This window comes from Streptomyces sp. Go-475 (assembly GCF_003330845.1).
Classification (GTDB): domain Bacteria; phylum Actinomycetota; class Actinomycetes; order Streptomycetales; family Streptomycetaceae; genus Streptomyces.
On the sequence record NZ_CP026121.1, the window covers coordinates 1,651,962 to 1,673,024 of the forward strand.

Annotated in this window: 16 protein-coding genes and 4 pseudogenes; 10 read left to right on the top strand and 10 right to left on the bottom strand. The window is 72.4% G+C overall.

The annotated features are described in order from the left end of the window. Positions 1–20 precede the first annotated feature (20 nt). Positions 21–1,019: a DUF3533 domain-containing protein gene (locus C1703_RS07530; RefSeq protein ID WP_114251165.1), complete on the top strand. Its 999-nt coding sequence runs from the start codon at positions 21–23 to the stop codon at positions 1,017–1,019. Positions 1,020–1,073: 54 nt separating this feature from the next. Here the strand turns inward: C1703_RS07530 and C1703_RS07535 are convergent, their stop codons facing one another. From C1703_RS07535 to C1703_RS07545, 3 genes and pseudogenes are all read right to left on the bottom strand, one after another. Further along, positions 1,074–2,156 carry a S1 family peptidase gene (locus C1703_RS07535; RefSeq protein WP_114251166.1) on the bottom strand — a complete coding sequence of 361 codons (1,083 nt, stop codon included), beginning with the start codon at positions 2,154–2,156 and terminating at the stop codon, positions 1,074–1,076. Between the two features lie 348 nt (positions 2,157–2,504). Continuing rightward, positions 2,505–3,410: a S1 family peptidase gene (locus tag C1703_RS07540; protein WP_114251167.1), complete on the bottom strand. Its 906-nt coding sequence runs from the start codon at positions 3,408–3,410 to the stop codon at positions 2,505–2,507. A gap of 236 nt (positions 3,411–3,646) precedes the next feature. Next, a pseudogene (locus tag C1703_RS07545) lies at positions 3,647–4,208 on the bottom strand (hypothetical protein); the annotation flags it as partial. Positions 4,209–4,483: 275 nt separating this feature from the next. On the opposite strand from C1703_RS07545, the gene C1703_RS07550 reads away from it, so the two are divergent. Next, a complete protein-coding gene (locus C1703_RS07550; protein ID WP_114251168.1) occupies positions 4,484–4,921 on the top strand; it encodes a cell division protein SepF in 438 nt (145 codons plus the stop codon). Between the two features lie 47 nt (positions 4,922–4,968). On the opposite strand, the gene C1703_RS07555 is transcribed toward C1703_RS07550, so the two are convergent. Both C1703_RS07555 and C1703_RS07560 read right to left on the bottom strand, forming a co-directional pair. Then, positions 4,969–6,159, bottom strand: coding sequence for an acyl-CoA dehydrogenase family protein (locus C1703_RS07555; protein ID WP_114257329.1), 1,191 nt, complete (start codon positions 6,157–6,159; stop codon positions 4,969–4,971). A 155-nt stretch (positions 6,160–6,314) separates the two neighbouring features. Next, positions 6,315–7,916, bottom strand: coding sequence for an MFS transporter (locus tag C1703_RS07560; protein ID WP_114251169.1), 1,602 nt, complete (start codon positions 7,914–7,916; stop codon positions 6,315–6,317). 28 nt (positions 7,917–7,944) lie between these two features. Between C1703_RS07560 and C1703_RS07565 the strand changes: the two are divergent. Both C1703_RS07565 and C1703_RS07570 read left to right on the top strand, forming a co-directional pair. Continuing rightward, positions 7,945–8,661: pseudogene (locus tag C1703_RS07565) on the top strand (hypothetical protein); the annotation flags it as partial. A gap of 227 nt (positions 8,662–8,888) precedes the next feature. Next, positions 8,889–9,884, top strand: coding sequence for a phosphatase PAP2 family protein (locus tag C1703_RS07570; protein ID WP_114251170.1), 996 nt, complete (start codon positions 8,889–8,891; stop codon positions 9,882–9,884). Between the two features lie 88 nt (positions 9,885–9,972). Here the strand turns inward: C1703_RS07570 and C1703_RS07575 are convergent, their stop codons facing one another. Beyond that, positions 9,973–10,188, bottom strand: a complete 216-nt coding sequence (locus C1703_RS07575) for an I78 family peptidase inhibitor (RefSeq protein WP_114251171.1) — start codon at positions 10,186–10,188, stop codon at positions 9,973–9,975. A gap of 427 nt (positions 10,189–10,615) precedes the next feature. Between C1703_RS07575 and ctaD the strand changes: the two are divergent. Further along, a pseudogene (gene ctaD, locus C1703_RS07580) lies at positions 10,616–12,139 on the top strand (cytochrome c oxidase subunit I); the annotation flags it as partial. Between the two features lie 43 nt (positions 12,140–12,182). Here ctaD and C1703_RS07585 read toward each other — a convergent pair. Genes C1703_RS07585 through C1703_RS07595 form a run of 3 tightly spaced genes read right to left on the bottom strand, consistent with a single transcriptional unit; the run spans position 12,183 to position 15,086 of the window. Continuing rightward, positions 12,183–13,223 carry a YafY family protein gene (locus C1703_RS07585; protein WP_114251172.1) on the bottom strand — a complete coding sequence of 347 codons (1,041 nt, stop codon included), beginning with the start codon at positions 13,221–13,223 and terminating at the stop codon, positions 12,183–12,185. Positions 13,224–13,261: 38 nt separating this feature from the next. Next, positions 13,262–14,548, bottom strand: coding sequence for an ABC transporter substrate-binding protein (locus C1703_RS07590; RefSeq protein WP_114251173.1), 1,287 nt, complete (start codon positions 14,546–14,548; stop codon positions 13,262–13,264). Then, the gene (locus C1703_RS07595) at positions 14,523–15,086 is read right to left on the bottom strand and encodes a hypothetical protein (RefSeq protein ID WP_198678109.1); all 564 of its coding nucleotides are present in this window, start codon (positions 15,084–15,086) and stop codon (positions 14,523–14,525) included. The genes C1703_RS07590 and C1703_RS07595 overlap by 26 nt, the downstream gene beginning before the upstream one ends. Before the next feature lie 145 nt (positions 15,087–15,231). Here C1703_RS07595 and C1703_RS07600 point away from each other — a divergent pair, with 145 nt between their 5' ends. From C1703_RS07600 to C1703_RS07610, 3 genes are all read left to right on the top strand, one after another. Continuing rightward, positions 15,232–15,708, top strand: a complete 477-nt coding sequence (locus tag C1703_RS07600) for a hypothetical protein (protein WP_114251174.1) — start codon at positions 15,232–15,234, stop codon at positions 15,706–15,708. After that, complete coding sequence (locus tag C1703_RS07605; RefSeq protein ID WP_114251175.1) at positions 15,708–18,377, top strand: branched-chain amino acid ABC transporter permease/ATP-binding protein; 2,670 nt, start codon at positions 15,708–15,710, stop codon at positions 18,375–18,377. The genes C1703_RS07600 and C1703_RS07605 overlap by 1 nt, the downstream gene beginning before the upstream one ends. A 73-nt stretch (positions 18,378–18,450) precedes the next feature. Continuing rightward, positions 18,451–19,092, top strand: coding sequence for an ATP-binding cassette domain-containing protein (locus tag C1703_RS07610; RefSeq protein ID WP_114251176.1), 642 nt, complete (start codon positions 18,451–18,453; stop codon positions 19,090–19,092). A gap of 92 nt (positions 19,093–19,184) precedes the next feature. Here the strand turns inward: C1703_RS07610 and C1703_RS40110 are convergent. Continuing rightward, a pseudogene (locus C1703_RS40110) lies at positions 19,185–19,372 on the bottom strand (transglycosylase family protein); the annotation flags it as partial. 417 nt (positions 19,373–19,789) lie between these two features. On the opposite strand from C1703_RS40110, the gene C1703_RS07620 reads away from it, so the two are divergent. After that, a complete protein-coding gene (locus C1703_RS07620; protein ID WP_114251177.1) occupies positions 19,790–20,572 on the top strand; it encodes a hypothetical protein in 783 nt (260 codons plus the stop codon). 86 nt (positions 20,573–20,658) lie between these two features. Next, positions 20,659–21,051 (top strand): hypothetical protein, encoded by a 393-nt coding sequence (locus C1703_RS07625; protein ID WP_114251178.1) that lies wholly within the window; start codon positions 20,659–20,661, stop codon positions 21,049–21,051. The last annotated feature ends 12 nt before the right edge of the window (positions 21,052–21,063 follow it).

Here is a 21,063-nt window from a genome sequence, read left to right on the forward strand (position 1 = left end):
CACCCCCCGACCGTGGAGGCATGCCGCACCGCTCGTTCCTCGCCGAGGTGAGAGACGCCGTCACCCCCCGGGCCACCCTGCTCATCCTCGGCGTGATCGCGCTCCAGCTGCTCTTCATCGCCTCCTACGTAGGCGCCCTGCACGACCCGAAGCCCAGGGACGTGCCCTTCGGCGTGGTCGCCCCGCAGGACGCGTCCGCCCAGGCGGTGCACCGGCTGGAACGCCTCCCGGGCTCCCCCCTGGACCCCCGCGCCCTGCCGGACGAGGCCACGGCCCGCAACCAGATCATGACCCGCGACATCGACGCCGCCCTGGTCATCGACCCCACCGCCGCCACCGACACCCTCCTGGTCGCCTCCGGCGGCGGCAGGGTCCTGTCCACCACCCTGACGAGCCTGGTCACCACCCTGGAGAGGTCGGAGAAACGCACCCTCCGAACGGTGGACGTGGTCCCGTCAGCCGCCCACGACCCCAACGGCCTGTCGTCCTTCTACCTGGTGATCGGCTGGAGTGTGGGCGGCTACCTGGGCGCCGCGGCCCTGGCCATCAGCGCCGGGGCAAAGCCCGCCGACCCCACCCGCGCCGCGATCCGCCTGGCGGTGCTGGCCCTGGTCGCGATCGTCGGCGGCCTGGGCGGTGCCCTCATCGCCGGCCCGGTCCTGGACGCCGTCCCCGGCAGCACAGCGGCCCTCTGGGGCCTGGGCACCCTGATCATCTTCGCCGTGGGCGCGGCCACCCTCGCCCTCCAGGGCCTCTTCGGCACGATCGGCATCGGCCTGGTCATCCTGCTGGTGGTCATCCTCGGCAACCCCAGCGCGGGCGGCGCCCTGCCCCCACCCCTCCTCCCACCCTTCTGGAAGGCGATCGGCCCCGCCCTGCCCCCGGGCGCCGGCACCTGGGCAACACGCTCGATCGCCTACTTCGACACCAACGCGATGACCGGCCCCCTCCTGGTACTGGCGGCATGGGCACTGGCGGGCACGGCCATCACACTGGCGGCGGCGCGCCGCAAGACCTGAACACAGAAGAAGGCCCCGCCCCTCACAAGGGGCGGGGCCTCACGAAACCGTGCGTCAGCCGATCTCGGTCCCGGTCGCCGACAGCGCCTCCGTCACCGGCTGGAAGAACGTCTCCCCGCCCGAGGTGCAGTCACCACTGCCACCCGACGTGAGCCCGATCGCGTTGCTCCCCGAGAACAGCGACCCACCGCTGTCCCCCGGTTCGGCGCAGACGTCGGTCTGGATGAGCCCGTTCACGATGTCGCCGTTGCCGTAGTTCACGGTGGCGTCCAGCCCCGTGACCTTCCCGTCGTGCACCTGCGTCGTCGACCCGCTCCGCGTGACCTCCATACCGACGGTCGCCTCGGCGGCGCCCGTGATCTTCTGGGTCGACCCGTCGTACAGGTTCACCTCACTCGGGTGAGCCACTTCCGCCGTGTACTTGACCAGCCCGTAGTCGTTCTCCGGGAAGCTGGAGTCCGCGTTGGTGCCGATCTCCTTGCCGCTGGAGTCGGACCAGGTGGAGATGCCCTCGGTGCAGTGCCCGGCGGTCAGGAAGAACGGCTCGCCGCCCTTGACCACGTTGAAGCCGAGCGAGCAGCGGCCACTGCCACCGGTGATCGCGTCACCACCGGCGATGAAGGGCTTGTACTCCCCCTTCGTCCGCTTGAGTTCGGCCTTCGCCCCGAGCCCGTCGACGACCTTCGTCAGCTTCGTCCACTCGGCCTCGGAGACCGTACGGTCCGCGGTCACCACGACCTTGTTCGTCGTCGGGTCGGTCACCCAGGAGGTGCCCGGGATCGTCGCGTCCCGCTTCAGCGTGCTGCGGGCGCTCTTCAGTTCGGCGAGGGAGTTCGCCACGACTCTCGCCTTGACCCCGGCCTTCTCGACGGCTTGTGCGGCGGCCTCGTCGAGCACGTTCACCACGAGGCTCTTGCTCTTCGTGTCGTAGTACGTCCCCGCCGCGTCGGCGCCCAGGTCCTTGGCCAGCGTCGAGGCGAGCTTTCCGGCCGCCGTGACCGACAGCGTCCGGGGCGCGGACGCCTCCGGGGTCTCGCTGGCGTTCGCGGTCTGGAACGTCACTCCCGCGGCGACCAGTGCGGCGATACCCGCACCTGCCACGGCCGCACGCCGCTTGGGTATGCGTCGGTGCTTCAACTCACGTCCTCCTGTGGGGGGTCGGCCCGAGAGGTTGTGGGGACCTCGCGAACCGGAAGGCTTGGTTGACGAGCGCCCACTATTCCGAGGACAACGGGGAGCACACAAGGGTGAGTTCGAGACGCGCGTAGACAGCGCTTCGCACGCCCCCTTATTTTGACCGTCCACGGTCAAACCGGACGCAATCAACTCCCGTTCGCACTGCAAACATTACGCGTGAGTAATATGTGCGCACTCTGTGAGGTCTGCACGTGGCTGGTTTTCGTCCCTGCCCGCACAGCCGAAAAAGCCCCCGCACGCCGAAGCGCACGGGGGCACAGGTTGCTGCGGAGCTCGGGCCCGACCGGCCTAGTAGACGCTGACGCCGTAGGCGCTCAGGGCCTCGGTGACCGGCTGGAAGAACGTCGTACCGCCGGAGGAGCAGTTGCCGCTGCCGCCGGAGGTCAGACCGTACGCGGTGCCGTTGCTGCCGTAGAGCGGGCCGCCGGAGTCGCCCGGCTCGGCGCAGACGGTGGTCTGGATCAGGCCGGAGACGATGTCACCGCCGCCGTAGTTGACGGTGGCGTTGAGGGCGGTGACGCGGCCGCTGTGCGTACCGGTCGTGGAGCCGTCGCGGATGACGGTGGTGCCCACGCTGGGCGTGGCCGCGCGGGTGATGTCCACGCCGTTCGCGGTGCCGGGCCGGCTGACGGAGCCGCTGTAGCGGACGATGCCGTAGTCGTTGCCCGGGAAGCTGGAGCCGGCCGTCGAGCCGATGACCGTGGTGCGGCCGGAGTTGGAGTACCAGGTACCCGCGCCGTCCGTGCAGTGGCCGGCGGTCAGGAAGAACTGCTGACCGCTGCTGTTCTGGACGTTGAAGCCGAGGGAGCAGCGCCAGCTGCTCGCATAGATGGCGTCGCCGCCCTGGATCAGCTTGTTGAACTTGCCGGGGGTGCGCTTGATCGTGAGCGCGTCGGCGTTGGCGCCGGCCTGCTGCTTGATCTTCGCGATCTCGGCCTGGGAGACCGTGCTGTCGACGGTGACGAGCACGCGGTTGGTCTTGCTGTCGACGGCCCAGGCGGTGCCCGGGATGTCGGCCTTCAATATGGAGCCGCTGGCGCTCTTGAGCTCGGCGGCGCTGAAGGTGCTGGGGGCGTCGGACGCGTTCGCGCTGGGGATCGCGATCGCTGCGGCGGCCACGAGGCCGGTGGAAACGGCGATCAGCCGGGTCCGTCTCGAAATGCCGCTGCGGGGGGTGGTGCGCTTGATCCTCACTTTTCGTTCCTCCACAAAGGAAGTCGGGGGCCCTCGTGGGGTTGTGGGCCCGTGAGGCGCAGCCTGGGGCCGGCAGTCCGGATTCCGAACACGCCGTGCCCCTGACAAGCGCTGGGAGGGAGTATTCGGCCGAACGGACGGTCGGCGCAAGGGGGCCTTTCGGCCGTCGGCCTCGGAACGATCTTTCACAGCGGCCCCACGTCCCCCAACGGACCTGGCGGCCCGGCATCCCCAGCGCGCAGCTCGTGCACGAGGAGCCGGTGGACCAGCCACCCGTCGGTGAACTCCGCCTCCCGCAGCGCCAGCCGGACGCCGGGCACCGCGTCGTCGGCCAGCAGCCGGGCCTCCGCCAGTGAGGTACCGGTCGCGGCGATCGGGTTCCAGGCGCCTGACGCCGCGTCAATGTGCCGGTCCTCCACGGCGTCCAGGAGATGGGCCAGGCGTCCGGCCTCGGCGAGCGGCGCGGCGTTGCGCGGCCGGCCGGCGAGGACGGCCGTGTGGGCGAAGGCGCGGCCGTCGCGGTCCCGGTCGGTTCGTGACCGTCAGGATCGGCGTCCCGGGCCCGGCCAGCGCCTCGATGCCGGTCTGCCGGTCCACGGCGTCGACCAGGAGGGCGGTGTGTGCGACGGAGGCGGTGCGCATGCCGCGCACCGGGCACGGCCCGGCCGTACGCCGCCCGGCCGCACCGGGATCGGCCTGAGCCTCCGTCAAAACTGATAGGAGAGGCCCGTCATAGTTCGTCACTGTTCGAGCGAACTGTCCGTGGTCGCCGCGCAGTGCGAGGCACTGTCCGCGCAAATGCGCACGACGCTGAGCTGCGGCATCGTATCGACCGGGCCATTCACCCGTACGCCCCGCCCGTCACCCGGACGCCGAGAAGAATCGTATTTCACTCACAGTCAGCAGCCGTTTGGGAAACGACCCTTGGGACACACGGACTCTCGACGGATTCGCTGTGCACCAGTACCGTCACAAACCCCCCGCGCGGCGTCTATCCACTTGGCGCGCCATCCGCATCATGGACGACCATAGGGGTGCGGAAAGCAGAAAGACCGCTGTGAGAGGAGGCGTCCATGGGATCGGTACGCAAGGCAAGTGCCTGGCTTGGCCTCGTCGACGACAACGAAGACGAGCGTTACTACGACGACGACTACTCCGACGGGACCGAGCCCGGGGAGGCCTGGGTCACCGATCCGCGCGTCAAGGTGGCCTCGGACGTCGCCGAGGAGAAGGGCCGCCGCATCGGCACGGTGACCCCGGACAGCTTCCGGGACGCCCGCGCCATCGGCGAGCTGTTCCGCGAGGGCGTGCCGGTCATCATGAACCTCACGGCCATGGACGCCGGCGACGCCAAGCGCGTGGTCGACTTCGCGGCCGGGCTGATCTTCGGCCTGCGCGGTTCGATCGAGAGAGTGTCGACCCGTGTGTTCCTGCTGACCCCCGCCAACACGGAGATCGTGAACGGCGACCCGGCCGCGCACCGCACGGACGGCTTCTTCAACCAGAGCTGAGGCAGGGCCGCTCACCGGCCCTGCCCCCGCGGTTCACCGGCCGGGGTCTACCGGAAGGCGTCGAGCCCGGTGAGCGCCTTGCCCAGCACGAGCTGGTGCATCTCGACGGTGCCCTCGTAGGTGAGCACCGACTCGAGGTTGGTCGCGTGCCGCATGACGGGATATTCGAGGGAGATCCCGTTGGCCCCCAGGATCGTGCGGGCCGTGCGGCAGATCTCGATCGCCTCCCGCACGTTGTTGAGCTTGCCGAAGCTGACCTGCTCGGGACGCAGGCGGCCGGCGTCCATCCGCCGCCCCAGATGATGGGCGAGCAGGATCCCCTTGTGCAGTTCCACCGCCATGTCGGCGAGTTTGGCCTGGGTGAGCTGGAAGCCCCCGATGGGCCGCCCGAACTGCTCCCGTGACTTCGCGTAGTCGACGGCGGCCTCGAAGCAGCTGCGGGCCGCGCCCATGGCGCCCCAGACGATCCCGTACCGGGCGTGCGACAGACAGCTGAGGGGTCCGCGCAGGCCGGTGACCTCGGGGAGGACGGCGTCGGCGGGCAGCCGTACGTCGTCGAGGACGAGTTCACTGGTGACGGAGGCGCGCAGGGACCACTTGTGCTTGATCTCCGGCGCCGAGAACCCGCGGGTGTCGGTGGGTACGGCGAACCCGCGGATCCCTTCCTCGCTCTGCGCCCAGACGACGGCGACTCCGGCGACCGACCCGTTGGTGATCCACATCTTGCGGCCGTTCAGGATCCAGTCCGTGCCGTCGCGCTTGGCGTACGTGCGCATGGAGGCGGGGTCGGAGCCGTGGTCGGGCTCGGTGAGACCGAAGCAGCCGATGACCTCGCCGGCGGCCATGCGGGGCAGCCACTGCTGCTTCTGCTCCTCGCTGCCGAAGCGGTGGAGGGCGTACATGGCGAGGGAGCCCTGCACGGAGACGAGGGAGCGGATGCCGGAGTCGGCGGCCTCCAGTTCCAGGCAGGCGAGCCCGTACTGCACGGCGCTCGCCCCGGCGCAGCCGTACCCCTCCAGGGACATCCCGAGGGCACCGAGGCTCCCGAGTTCCCGGGCGAGCTCCCGGATGCCCGGCAGTTCGCCCTTCTCGTACCACTCTGCGACGTACGGCAGCACCCGGTCGGCGGCCCACGACCGCACGGTGTCCCTGATGCCGAGGTCCTCCGGTTCCAGCAGGTCGTCGAGCCCGAGGGGGTCGGCGGGATCGAAAGGAGGCAGCTTGGACGGACCGGACATGATCGACACCCTCCGAGACTCTTTAACTAGCACCGCTAGCCAAGACGCTACGACGCCCGCCTGCCCCCGCACCACCCGTAACCGCCGACTGAGAGGTGAAGCTCGCCCGTGGTCGGCACGCGGTCACGGGCGGCGCGTGGGTGGGCCGAGGTGGGTCACACCGAGACGCGTGACTCCGCGGCGTCCCGAGGGGCAGGTACCTCCACCGCCCCCGCCTCACACTGCATCACCCGCGGCAACCGCAACGCCATCACCGCTCCGAGCAGCAACAACCCCGCACTCACCAGCAACGTCACATGCAGCCCGTGGACGAACGCGTCCCGGGCGGCGTGCCGCAGAGCAACACCCGCGGAACCGCCCAGCTGCGCGGCAACCTCGTACGCCTCCCCGAGCGAATGTCCCGCCGAGGAGGACGCCGACTCCGGCACCCCGGGCACGCCCGACAGCCCGGGCGCGTACGCCGCGTTCATCACGCTGCCGAGCAGGGCGATCCCGATCCCCGCCCCCAGCTGGTACGACGTCTCCCCGATCGCCGCCGCCCCACCGGCCTGCTCCTGCGGCGCCTCGCTGAGCATCGACTCGTACGCCCCGAACAGCGTCGTCTCCAGCCCGAAGCCCAGCAGCACGAACCCGGTGAGCATCAGCGCGCAGTCGTCGGTCCGGCCCAGCGCCGTCAGCAGCACCACCGCGAACGCGGTGAGGCAGAACCCGGCGCACACCATCCGCCGCGGCCCGAACCGCCGCAGCATCCGCGCCCCGGCCAGCCCGGCCGCCATCGCCGCGAACGTCAGCGGCAGCAGCCTGAGCCCCGTCTCCAGCGGCGACAGCCCGAGCACCAGCTGCAGGTACTGCGCCGCGATCAGTTCGAGACCCACCAGCGCGAGCATCGCCAGCACGATGCACCCGACGGACGTGCTGAACGCCGGCCGGGCGAACATCGTGAGGTCGACCAGCGGATGCTCCCGCCGCCGCTGCCGCCGCACGAACCCGACGAGCAGCGCCGCGCCCGCCACCAGCGGCAGCACGGTGAACAGGCTCCCCACCGGCTCCCCGCCCCCGAGCCGCTTGACGCCCAGCACCACGCCGAACAGGCCGGCGGCCGCCATCAGCGCGCCGACGACGTCCCAGGGCCCGTTGCCGTCGCCCTTCGACTCGGGCAGCAGCAGACGTCCCACCGGGAGGCTGACCAGCATCAACGGAATGTTGACGAGGAAGACCGAGCCCCACCAGAAGTGCTCCAGCAGGAAGCCGCCGAGCAGCGGCCCGACCGCGGCCCCCACCGCGGCCACGGCGCTCCAGACGCCGATCGCGAGCGCCCGCTCCCGCCGGTCGGGGAAGACCTGCCGCAGGATCGACAGGGTCGCCGGCATGATCATCGCGCCGCCCACCCCGAGCAGCGCCCGCGCCACGATGAGCAGTTGCGCGCTGTCCGCGAGGGCGGCGAGGGCCGAGGCGACGCCGAAGAGCGCGTATCCGAGGAGCAGGACCCTTCTGCGGCCGACGCGGTCGCCGAGCGTGCCGAACAGGATCAGCAGCGACGCGCAGACCAGCGGGTAGACGTCGACGATCCAGAGCAGCTCGATCCCGCCGGGCTTGAGGTCCTCGGTGACGGCGGGGACCGCCACGTGCAGCACGGTGGCGTCGACGGCGACCAGCAGCAGGCTGACGCAGAGGACGACCAGGACCACCCAGCGGTTGGCACCGGCCCCGGCCGCCCGACGGCGCAGCGAAGCGGCGGCCGTGGTCGTCCCGGACATGTACGTACCTCCAAGATGTTCCTCGCGATCGGCGGGCTCACGGGGTGGGGCCCTGCTGGCGGGGCTGACCCGGCCGGTGGGGGTGGCGGTGGTGGCGGCCGTGTGGGTGACGGCGGTGGTCTCGTTCGTGCGGGAGCGGCGCGCGGCCGGGGCGGACGGCGCGCACGGCGGGACACACGCCGCCGGCTCGGCCGGCGGAGGCGCCCGGCGGGACGACGACCCCGCCGCCCCCGCCGGCGACCGCCCCCGGGCCCGCCGCGTGCTGGGCATGCTGCTCGCGCCCCTCGGCACCGCCGGCTACGTCCTCTGGGTCGGCCACCGCACGGGCAAGGGCCCGCTGGGCTATCTCGATGTGCAGGCCGGCTGGCGCAACGGCTTCGACGGCGGTTACGCGTTCGCCCGGTTCGTCGGCGAAAAGTTCACGTCGTTCCCCTCGGCCCTGGCCGGCGTGGGGCTGATCCTCGGGGTCGCGTCAGTCATCTGGCTGTATGCGGTCGGCGTACGTCAGCGCCAGCCGCTGCCGCTGCTGGTCTACACCGGCGTCGTCACCGCGCTCGCCCTGTGCGCGTCGAGCTACTTCGGCTCGAAACCGCGCCTGCTGATGCCCGCCTTCCCCCTGCTGCTGCCCCTCGCCCTGGCCCTGGCGAGGCTGAGTATCCGCAGGTCAGCCTGGGTGCTCGGGGCGGTGGCGGTCGCCTCGGCGGCGTACGGGGCGTTCTGGCTGAACGGCTCCGGTCCGCCCTGACCCGCTGTGAGCGCCGGGAGAATTCCACCCCATGCTCCGGTGAACGAATTCAAAAGCGCGATAAAACCCGCCCCCGGAATGATCAAAGGAATTGAAGGCCACGGCGGCCGACGATTGCAGATTCGCTGGAAATAAACCTCCTCCTGAGAGGAATCCCACATCACATCGTCATCACAAAGCCGTTGATTCGACCGGGATCTGAGCTCACTCGCTGTAACGTCGATTGGGTGCGTACCGAACCGAAGCTCACCCGTCTGGACCGGGTGTTCGCCCGGCTGGACCGTGAGCCGGAACGACCGGCCCACATCGATGTGCCGAAGATGAGCAGGCACCGCATCGTGCTCTTCGCGGCGACCCTGGCCTTCTACGGCGCGATCGTGTGGGCCGTGATCATCACGTCCTGGCTGGTCCGGCTCGACTGGCAGGTCATGTTCTTCCGGCCGTACCAGCAGTGGTCGGGGATCCACTGGTTCGTCGACTACTACGTGGTGCTCGGCCAGCGCGGCCCGACCGCCGTGATGGTCGCGGCCTGGCTGGGCTGGCGCTCCTGGCGGCAGCACACGCTGCGCCCGCTGCTCGCCCTCGGCGTCTCACTGCTGCTGCTGAACGTGACGGTCGGCGCCGCGAAGTACGGCATGGGCCGCCTGGGGCCGCACTACGCGACGGTGATCGGCTCGAACGAGATGTGGCGCGGCGGCGATATATTTCCGAGCGGTCACACCGCCAACGCCGTGGTGACCTGGGGAATCCTGGCCTATCTGGCCTCCACCCCGAGAGCGCGCCGCTGGCTGTCCGCCGTGTCCGCCGTGACCTCGCTCGGCGTGGGCATGGCCACCGTCTACCTCGGTACGCACTGGCTGAGCGATGTACTGCTCGGCTGGGCCGCCGGCCTGCTGATCCTGCTCGCCCTGCCCTGGTTCGAGCCGCTCATCGCCCGGTCCGAGGAGCGCATCTTCGACCTGCGGGACCGCTGGCGGGAGCGCCGGAGCCGGGCCGCGACCGCCCCGGCCGGCCCCCCGCCCGTGGTGGTCACACCGCTGCCCGCCGATCGGGAGGACGTCGCGGCCCGCTCGTCCCGTGCCCCGGCCTACCTGGCACCGGGCCCGCACACGTCCCGCTCGGAGCGCACGCCGATCACCCCCGCCGGCAGCCGCCGGCCACCGCAGCCGGAGCGCCACCCGCGCGGCTCGACCCCTTCGGCCCGGCCGCTGACGGGCGGCTGACCACGGCGACGACCGGGCCGGTACGCACACCCGGCCGGACAGGGCGAAGGCCCCGGTTCCCGAGCGGAACCGGGGCCTTCGCGGTGTCTCAGCCCTTCCAGGCCCGCGCCACCCGGCCGCCCTTCACCTCGAAGTTCAGCCGGCCCACGCGGTACTCCATCGTGATGATCGCCCCCGGCGGCAGCGCGCGCACCGTCGCCCAGCCGCGCTCGCGCGCGAGGCGTTCGGCCCGGTCGGCCGCGAGGCCGACATAGGTGTCCGGGCTGTCGTCGGGTTCCGCGGAAGGTGTCGGAATCGATGCCATGCGGCCACGCTATGTCCTGCCCGGCGACCGGGGAAGGCCGGGCCCGCGACCCCGGTCGCCGTCCGTCTCCTGTCACGCTTCTGTCACAAGATCACGACAGGCGTTTCGGGGAGTGCCGGTCACACGGACGAGCGGTTCCGTAGGCCTTCCGCAGGCATTCGACCGTAATTCCCGGCAGTCGCATGAGCTGATGGAAAAGCCCGTCGGAATGACCCGGGAGAAGTTCCCCCGGGACTCGTTCCATTCCGGCCCCGCACCGGGTCCGCGGGGCGGTACACCGCACCGGAATTGGCAGGGCTTCGGCGTGAAGAGGCCGGTACGCCCCCTGTCGGAGCCCGCCGTGCCGCGAGCATCATGACGTGGGCTCGCGGGTACGTGTGGCGCGGGCTGCGGCGGGCCCGGTACGCGATGAGCGAAGGGGCGAGCGATGGGGACGCAGACCGTACAGGCGACGGCGCCCGAGCAGCGGACGCGGCACGGGCGGGTGGTGGTCGACTGGCTCACGACGACGGACCACAAGAAGATCGGCCACCTCTACCTGATCACGTCGTTCGTGTTCTTCCTGGTCGCCGGCGTGATGGCGCTGCTGATGCGGGCCGAGCTGGCGCGCCCCGGCCTCCAGATCATCAACAACGAGCAGTTCAACCAGGCGTTCACGCTGCACGGCACGATCATGCTGCTGCTGTTCGCGACGCCGACCTTCGCGGGCTTCGCGAACGAGCTGATGCCGCTGCAGATCGGCGCGCCCGACGTCGCGTTCCCGCGGCTGAACATGTTCTCGTACTGGCTGTTCCTGTTCGGCGGGCTGATCGTGCTCGGCTCGCTGCTGGTGCCCTCCGGGCCGGCCGACTTCGGCTGGTTCGCCTACGCCCCGCTCAACAGCGCGGAACGCACACCGGGCATCGGCGCCGACCTGTGGATCATGGGTCTGGCGCTGTCGGGTTTCGGCACGATCCTGGGCGCGGTCAACTTCATCACCACGATCATCGGGATGCGCGCCCCCGGCATGACGATGTTCCGGATGCCGATCTTCGTGTGGAACACGCTGTTCACGTCGATCCTCATCCTGATGGCGTTCCCGGTGCTGGCGGCGGCGCTGCTGGTGCTGGAGGCGGACCGGCGGTTCGGCTCGCAGGTCTTCGACGCGGCCAACGGCGGGGCGATCCTGTGGCAGCACCTGTTCTGGTTCTTCGGCCATCCCGAGGTGTACATCATCGCGCTGCCGTTCTTCGGCATCATCACGGAGATCATCCCGGTCTTCAGCCGCAAGCCGCTGTTCGGCTATCTGACGCTGGTCGGGGCGACCATGGCGATCACCGGCCTGTCGATGATCGTGTGGGCGCACCACATGTTCGCCACCGGCGCGGTGCTGCTGCCGTTCTTCTCCTTCATGAGCTTCCTGATCGCGGTGCCGACGGGTGTGAAGTTCTTCAACTGGGCGGGCACCATGCTGAAGGGCTCGCTGTCCTTCGAGACGCCGATGCTGTGGGCGACGGGCTTCCTGGTGACGTTCCTGTTCGGCGGGCTCACCGGGGTGATCCTGGCGTCGCCGCCGCTGGACTTCCATGTGACGGACACGTACTTCGTGGTCGCGCACTTCCACTACGTCGTCTTCGGCACCGTCGTCTTCGCGATCTTCGCCGGGTTCTTCTTCTGGTGGCCCAAGTTCACCGGGAAGATGCTCGACGAGCGGCTCGGCAAGATCCAGTTCTGGGCGCTCTTCGTCGGCTTCCACACCACGTTCCTGGTGCAGCACTGGCTGGGCGCCGAGGGCATGCCCCGCCGGTACGCCGACTACCTCGCGGCGGACGGCTTCACGGCGCTCAACACCGTGTCGACCATCGGCGCGTTCCTGCTCGGCATCTCGACGCTGCCGTTCCTCTACAACGTGTGGAAGACCGCCAGGTACGGCGAGAAGGTCGAGGTCGACGACCCCTGGGGCTACGGCCGCTCCCTGGAGTGGGCGACCTCCTGCCCGCCGCCCCGGCACAACTTCACGACGCTGCCCCGGATCCGCTCGGAGTCGCCGGCGTTCGACCTGCACCATCCCGAGTACGCGGCGGTGACTGCGCAGCCCGAGCCAGAGCCCCATCAAGCCGGTCGCGAGTCCTCCTGACCGCCTCGATCAGCCCCTCCGGCTCCAGCACCTCGAACTCGAAGCCCAGCATCACCACGTGGATGACCATCACGTCGAGGCTGCCCGCGCCGCAGCGCAGCAGACAGGTGTCGGGGCCCTCGGCCTCCAGCACTCCGGCGGAGGGCGAGATGTGCGCGGCGGCCTCCTCCAGGGGCGCCAGGAGCCGCACGACGGCGTGGGTGGCGTACACGCGCGTGGAGACGCCCTGGGAGACGTATGCGGCGAGGTCCTCGGCGGGCGGCTCGCGGGGCGGGAAGCGGGGGCCGTGCGGCGGCTTGGGCGTGAGGCGGTCCACGCGGAACGTGCGCCAGTCCTGCCGGTCGAGGTCCCATGCGACCAGGTACCAGCGGCGCTCGGTGCACACCAGGCGGTGCGGTTCGACCGTGCGGCGGGAGGAGGTGCCGTCGTGGCCCTCGTACGCGAAGCGCAGCCGTTCGGCGTCCCGGCACAGGTGGGCGAGTTCGGTCAGCACGGCCGGGTCGACCGCGGAGGGCGCCGGGCCGCGCAGCATGGGCACGGTGAAGGCGTTGAGGGCGCCCACGCGGCGGCGCAGCCGGTCGGGCAGCACCTGTTCCAGCTTGGCGAGGGCGCGGACGGAGGTCTCGCCGATGCCCTCGATGCCCTGTCCGGCGGCCGTGCGCAGTCCGACGGCCACGGCCACGGCCTCGTCGTCGTCCAGCAGCAGCGGCGGCAGTTCGGCGCCCGCGCCCAGTTGGTAGCCGCCGCCGGTGCCGGGGCTGGCGTTGACCGGGTAGCCGAGTTCGCGCAGCCGGTCCACGTCCCGGCGCAGGGTGCGGGCGCTGACACCGAGCCGCTCGGCCAGGTCGGGGCCGGTCCACTCGCGGTGGGCCTGGAGCAGGGACAGCAGACGCAGCAGACGTGCCGAGGTCTCCAACATGGGGCGAGTCTGCCAGCCCTTGCGGACAGCTGCTGTCCTCAAGGCCTGTAGGGCAGTTGCGGGACGGTGAAGCAGGTGCGGTTCATGTCCCCCTGGCCGACCCAGCCCTTCCCGTCCTGCCAGCGGGCCACCGACAGGCAGGTGTCGCTGGTCTTCGGCGGCTCGGGCAGCCGGGCGAACTCGACGGGGAGGAGCAGGCCGCCGGCGGTGTAGCCCTGGCTGCGGTTCATGTAGGCGTCGACGCACGCGCGCGTGATGCCCGTGCGCGCGCAGGACCGCGCGGCGTCCGTGAACCAGCGGGCGGCCGCCCAGCCCTCCAGTTGCCACTGGGAGTGCGTCTTCAGGTCCTTCGTCGCCTCGCGGAACTCCCGTACGGCCGGGTGGCGGGTGTCGTCGAAGTTGCGGCTGGAGCCGGTCGCCCAGAGGGCGTTGCGGCAGCGCGGGGCGTCCTCGTAGTCGTCGGGGACGGTGGACGTCCAGTTCTGCACGTTGGTCACCTTGGCGGTGACGTGGGCGCCGACCTCGTCCATGGCCCGGCAGAGCCGGGCGTTGCCGTGCCCGTCGATGGCGTCGAACACCAGGTCGGCGCCCTGCTCCTTCAGGTCGGCGGCGACGGCGCGGAAGTTGGGCAGGGCGAAGTCGACCTGCTCGGTGACGACCTGGTAGCCCTCGGCGCGCAGGCCCCGCTCGACCAGCCGGGCGTAGGCGGCGGACGCGGACTGGTTGTAGGAGACGACGGCCGCCGTGCGGGCGCCGTGCTCGCGCTTGAAGTAGCGGTAGACCTCGGTGCCGCCGTACAGGGTGCCGTCCCAGCCGGTGGTGCCGTTCCGGGGCGCGAGGCTGCCGTAGATGCCGTACAGGTGCGGATAGGTGTCGTAGGCGGCGCCGATGGGCTGGCCGCCGATGTCGGGCACGCGCGCGCGGGAGACGCGCGAGGCGCCCGCGTAGTCGAGGGCGGTGGTCGCCACGAGGGCGACGACCTCGTCCTCCTCGACCAGTCGGTGCACGCACTCGTTGTTGCCGACGCCGCTGCCGCCGTCGTCGCACAGGCGCACCTCGACGCGGCGGCCGTCGATGCCGCCGCGCGCGTTGAGCCGGTCGAACCAGGCCCTGGCCCCGTCGCGCGGGCCGGTGAAGGCGGCGCCGCCGACCGGGCTGGTGGCGCTGGTGATGATGCCGACCCGCAGCGGCGCGGTGTCGCGGGGCGCGGGGGTGCGGTCGTCGTGCTCGAAGTCGCTCTCCGGGAGCCGGCTGCCGCAGGCCGCGCTCAGGGCGAGCAGCAGCGCGGCGGCGACGGCCTCAGCAGCCCGGGACCGGCGACGCATTGCCGCTCAGTTGCACCAGCGCGCACAGCGTCTTGGCGGACACCTTCCAGGTGCCGTCCTGCTCCACGGCCGTCCCGGAGGCGTCGGGCAGGGCGGTGGCGCCCTTGAGGGTGAGCGTGTACGTCACGTCCGCCTCGGTCGCCGAGGTGAACTCGACCTTGGTGACCTGCGCCTGGACCTGCCCGCCGCGCGCGTCACCGCTGAAGGCCTCCAGGACGGGGGCCATCCGGTCGCCGTTCTCCAGGACGGCGACCTTGTCCTGGGCGGAGGTCTTCGGGTCGAAGAACCTCTGCCAGTTCCGCTTGATCTCCGCCTCGGCCGCCGCCCGGTCCGCGGGGGCGCTGGCCGGGGCGCTCGTGGTGCGCTCCGCGGTCGGTGTGGGTGGCGTGGTGCCGTCTGAGCCGCCGTTGTCGTCGCCGCATGCCGCGAGGGCCGGGAAGAGGGCCAGTACGAGGGCGGCCGTGATCGCCGTGCCCCGTCCCGCGGTGCGCGGGCCCCCTGTCGCGTTCCCCCGCCTGAGGTCGCTGCCGAGAACCATCTGGCTCACCACCGGGTGTCGGTCCGGGCCATGCGCGCCCGGTGCTTTCAGGGTCAGCTTCCACAGGGCATAGTGCAAGCGATCGGCGGACTTGAACAGGCAGCCAGGCGCGTGCCCAGCCACGACCGACGTGTGGGAGCCAGCGATGCGGACAAGCCGACTGAGGACCGTGCATCCCGTCCTGTGGGCCGGCTGGGCCGCGCTGGCCGCCGGCGCGGTGCTGTGCGTCGTCGGCTGGTACGGCGTCTCCGGCGAGCGCTACGCCGAACGGCAGCTGCCCTACCTGGCCTCCTGCACGGTCCCCGGCGCCGCGCTGATCGTCGCCGGGGCGGTGCTGCTGGCGCACGGGCGGGGCTCGGTGGCCGCCGCGCGCGTGGAGGAGCTGTACGGCCTGCTGGTGGCGGCCGAGCCGGCCGAGGCGGAGGAGACCGGGCAGGCCGCCACCGCGCCGCTCGCGGTCAGCGGCGAGCTGCGGATGGTGCCGGGCGGCACGCTGTGGCACCGCGCGGACTGTCCCCTGGTCGCGGGCAAGGCGGAGGCGGTCCCGGTGGACTCCAAGCTGGTGGCGAGCGGTGAACTGGGCCCCTGCCCGATCTGCGAGCCGGTCGAAGAAACCGACTGATGTCCTCGCTCACGTACGACCTCACCCTCGCCGGCCTCTCCGTCGGCAGCGCGGCGGCGCTGACCGGGATCGGCCTGATCGTGACGTACCGCGCGACCGGCGTGCTCAACTTCGCGCACGGCGCGATCGCGATGGTGTGCGCGTACGCGCTGCGGCAGTGCGTGGTCGAGTGGGGCTGGCCGCTGTGGCTCGGGGCGGTGGTGACACTGCTGGTGCTGGCGCCGGGCCTGGGTGTCGTCCTGGAGCGGTTCGTCTTCCGGCCCCTGTCGGTCCTGGGCTCGGACCCGGCGCAGACGCTGGTGGCGTCCATCGGGGTGTTCGTGCTGCTGGTGGGCGGGGCGGCGCTGCTGTGGGGGCAGGGGGCGCGGGACGACGCGCCGGAGCTGGTGCCGGACGAGCCGTGGGGGCAGCTGGCGGTGGTGCTGGTGCTGGCCGCCGGGGTCGCGGCGGTGGTGCGGTGGACGCGGTTCGGGCGGGAGCTGCGGGCCGTGGTCGACGACCGGCGGCTCGCCGTGCTGGGCGGCATCGACGCGGACCGGGTGGCGGCGGCGGGCTGGGCGTTCGGCTCGTTCACGGCGGGCCTGACGGGCGTGCTGCTGGCGCCGTACGTGCGGCTCGACCCGTACGGGCTGCCGCTGCTCGTGATGGAGGTCGTGGCGGTCGCGGTGGCCGCGCGGATGCGGAGTCTGCCGGTCGCGGTGGTGGTGGCGCTGGGCATCGGGGTGGCGCAGAGCCAGCTGACGCGGCTGCACCCGTCCGGGTGGGGCGAGCCGCTGCTCCAGGCGGCGACGACGAACCTGTTCGTCGTCGCGCTGCTGGTCGCGGCGCTGGTGCTGCCAGGGGTCGGCGCCCGCGACGCGCTGCCGCGCACGGCGACCGCCCGGGTGCCGACGCCGCCCGGCGCGTGGATCGTGGCGGGCGTGCTGTTCCTGCTGCCGCTGGGCCTCGCCGGCCGGGACCTGCACACGTCGGTGCAGGTCCCGGCGCTGGCCGTGATCCTGCTGTCCCTGGTGGTGGTCACCGGCCGCGGCGGCCAGATCTCGCTGGGGCAGGCGGCCTACGCGGGGCTCGGCGCCCTGTTCACGGCGCTGCTGGCGGCCGGCCGCTTCCCGGGCCTGCCTGCCCTGCCGGAGCTGGCGGCCCTGGCGGTGGCGGTCGTCCTGGTTGCGCCGCTCGGCCTGCTGACGGGCTGGCCGGCGATCGGCCGCCGGGGCCTGGCGCTGGCGCTGGCGACGTTCGCGATCGGCGTGGGGGTGAGCCGCTTCGTCTTCGCCCAGCCGTACGCCACGGCGGGCCTGTCGCTGGGCCGCCCGGCCGGTTTCGACGGGGACCGGGCGTACTACATCCTGGAGCTGGTGCTGCTGGCGGCCGCCCTGCTCGCGGCGCACGCGCTGCGCCGGGGCCGGACGGGCCGGGCGCTGGCGGCCATGCGGGACCACGAGGCGGGCGCGCAGGCGGCGGGCGTCCAGGTGCCGTCCCTCAAGCTGCGCGCCTTCGTGGCGGGCGCCGCGCTCGCCGCGCTGGGCGGCGGCATGCTCGGCATGGGCCTGCGCGCCTTCGACGCCGCCGCGTACGACCCGGTGCGCGGGCTGCTGTGGTTCGCCGCGGTGGTGGTGCTGGGCGCCGACAGCACCCTGGGCGCCCTCGCCGCCGCGGCCCTCCTGGTCGGCCTGGACGCGGGCACCCGCGGCGGCGTCGCGGCGGCCCTGATCGGCGTCCTGGCCGTCCTGGTGGGCCGCTTCCCCGGCGGCCCGTACGAGGCCCTGCGCACGACGACGGAACGCCTGCGGCTACGGCGCGCACCGGCCCTCACGCCGGTGGGGGCCCGGGCCCGTCGGCTGCTGCGCCCCGAGCCGCGGACGGCCAGGGCGGCACCGCCGCCGGTAGGGGCGACAGCCACGGGTGCCGGGACATCCCGCACCGGCGGCCCTCCACCGGCCTCCCCGGTCCCCCGCACACCGCCCGCCCCCACCGCTCCCCTTCTCACCGCCCGTCACCTGCACGCCCGCTACGGCGGCTTCACCGCCCTCCACGGAGTCGACCTCGACCTCTCCCCGGGGCGGATCACCGCGGTCGTGGGCCCCAACGGGGCCGGGAAGAGCACCCTGTTCCACTGTCTGGCCGGGACGCTGCGGCCCGCGCGCGGGACCGTGCGGCTCGATGGGCGGGACATCACCGCGCTGCCCGCGCACGCCCGCGCCCGCCTCGGGGTCGCGCGGACCTTCCAGCAACTGGCCGTCTTCCCCTCGCTGACCGTCGCCGAGAACGTCCGGGTCGGTGCCGAGCAGGGCCGGGTGACCGACCGGGGGGCCGTGGAGCGGATGCTGAGGCTGCTCGGGCTGGACGGGCCGCTGCGGACGCTGCCCGCCGCCGGGCTGCCCACGGGGACGCTGCGCCGCGTCGAACTGGCCCGGGTCCTGGCCGGCGGCCCCCGCGTGCTGCTGCTCGACGAGCCCGCCGCCGGCCTCGACACCGCCGAAGTCGCCGCCCTGGCCCGCGTCCTGAAGGCCCTGGCCGCCGACGGCACGGCCCTGCTCGTCGTCGAGCACGACCTGGACCTGGTGGCCGGCCTCGCCGACGTCGTGCACGTGATGACCGCGGGCCGGATCGTCGCCTCCGGTCCCCCCGAGCGCGTCCTGGACGCCCTGGGCACAGGGGCCGACCGATGAGCACCTTGAACGCCCTGGAGCCGGGAGCCCGCCGGTCGGCCTCCCGGACGCCCCGGAGCGCGGGGGACGGCCCATGACGACCCTCTCCCTGCGCCACGCGCGCGTGCGCTACGGCCCGCTGGAGGCCCTGCACGGTGTCACCCTCGCCGCCCCCGGCCCCGGTCTCACCGTGCTGCTGGGCCGCAACGGCTCCGGCCGTACGACGGTCCTGCGCGCGCTGGCCGGCACCGTCCCCCTGTCGGGCGGCGCGGTGGTGTGGGACGGGGCCGACGTGACCCGCGTACCCGCGTACGAGCGGGCCCGGCGCGGACTGTGCCTGGTCCCGGAGCGGCAGGCCGTGTTCGGTTCGCTCACCGTGCGCGAGAACCTCGCCCTCGCCGCCCCGGACCACGACGCGGCCCTGGACGCCTACCCGCAGCTGCGGCCCCTGCTGGAGCGCCGCGCCGGCACCCTGTCCGGCGGGGAGCAGCGCATGCTCGCCCTGTCCCGGGCACTGCTGGCCCACGCGCGCGTGGTGCTCGTCGACGAGCCCGCCCAGGGCATGTCGCCCGCGGTCGCGGCCCGCACCTACGAGCTGCTGGGCGGGCTGGACGCCTGCGTGGTGGTCGCCGAGCAGCGGCTGCCGCCCGCCCTGCGCGGCCGGCCCGTCCTGGTGTACGAACTGCGGCGCGGAGCCGTCGTGTTCGCCGGGGAGGCGGGCGAGATCGCGCCCTGACCCGAAGCGCCGGAACCCCGCCCGGTCAGACCGACCGGACGGGGCCCGTGTCACGGCGAGGGGGAGCAGCGGCTCAGAGTCACCGGGTCGGTGGCGGGCGCGCCGCCGCTCGCCCCGGCGCGTGCCGAGCAGGTCGGCCGGGCGTCCCAGCCCTGCGCCCGCTGGACCTTGGTGGCGACGGCGATCTGCTGGGACCTGCTCGCCCGGTCGGCGACGCGGTGGGCGCGTAGGCGGTGCCGCCGTAGGCCCGCCAGGTGGAGGCGGCGAACTGGAGTCCGCCCCCTGGTTCTTCCGAGCGTCGGGGCGAGTGGTACCGGCACAGGAATCCAAGGAGGTTGACGGTCCGGCATCAACCAGTCGCCCGTCGGGGCAGGCCAGTTCATCGATACCTCGGGTAACGGCAATTTCCGGACACCCACTTCATTCGCGGATTTCCGGATTTGTCGACCAACCCGCCCGATGGCCTGTTCCCCAGTTCACCAGCCCAACGCCCTTTGCAGGGCGCCCACTTGGCGCTGAGTGGGCGATTCCGGACCGAACGTGACCCCGCGCGCTGGATGGTTCGATTCCGTTCGCTCCGGGGCGTGACTCCCGCCACAGATCGCCCGTTGTCTTCTTCATGAGCCGGGACCCGCCCGGACCACGGACCGGGAGCCACCCGGCCCCGCCCCGCACCACATCCCCGAGGGAGCCACCCGTGCCGCGCATGCTCGACGTCAGCGACGAGGTACGCGCCGAGATCGGCGACGAAGAAGCCGACCGCCTGCTCGCCGGAGAGACCGCCCCGGGCAGTTACGACTGCACGTCCTGCCGCACCCCGGGCGACTCCGAGCAGGAGCGCACCAGCACCGTCCTGTTCATCGGGGACGAGACCGCCGTCCTCGCCTTCGCCCACGCCGGCTGCCTGCCCTCGCAGGTCGTCCAGGTCACCGAGGAGCAGCTCCGGGGCGCCGTGAAGTCCATCACCGGCGACACCGTCGACCTGGAGCCCGACAAGGTGGTGCCCGAGCAGGCGGTGCTCGGCGTCACCAGCGGACTGGTCCTGATCGGCGGGGAGTTGCACCCGGCCCTGGTGGTGGAGCCGACCGCGCCCATCGCCCGGCCCGGCACGACCGGCGCCGGCGACGACTTCCTGCCGCTGCTGATCGAGCAGGGCTTCATGCCGCTGCCCGAGCTGTCCGCCGTACCGCCGGTGCTGCACGGCTGGTCGGTACTGCTCGCGGTGGGCCGGCTGCACGCGGTGCTCCAGCCCGGCAGCAACGGCGGCCAGCCGGTGGCCTGGTGGCAGGCGCACCAGCCGCTGCAGGTCACCGAGGGCTGGCGGGCGGCCGCCAACAAGCACCAGCAGGTGCTGATGTTCGCCGCGCCGGTCGGCTCGATCGGCCGCCAGCCGCGCGAGGACCTGCTGCGGGACGCACTGGACAAGGCGGCGGCCAACGGACAGCTCGTCGGTGCGGCGCTGCCCCTGGCCGGCACCTGAGCCGCGTGTCACCCGCGTGGGCGGCAGCCCTGCGAAAGCCGTAACCGGGGCCGCATCCCTTGACCCGCGGGGTCGTTTGGACATACGTGCACGCATACGACGTTCCCCGCCGCCAGTCCTTCTCGTCGGTCCCCTCCGCGCGGTCGGCCCAGGACTCCCAGGGCGGCCCATCGGCCACGCCGATCTATGACGCGCTCTACGCCGAGTACGTCAAGTCCTTCCGCGCACTGCCCGGCGACCGCAGCGGCGAGGAGAAGCTGGGCTTCACCGCCTTCGGGAACATTCCGCACAGTACGGGCTCGTACAGCAGTTCATACGGCAGCTCGTACAGCGCCTACAGCGCGGGGGCGCAGAGCGCCCGGCACACTGCCGGACAGCAGCCGCAATGGCAGCGTGTCGGGACGATCGGCTCGCACGGCGGCCCGGGCATGCACCACGTGCCCGCCGCACTGCCGCCGGGCCGGCGCAGCGGCGTCTGAGCGAGCACCGCA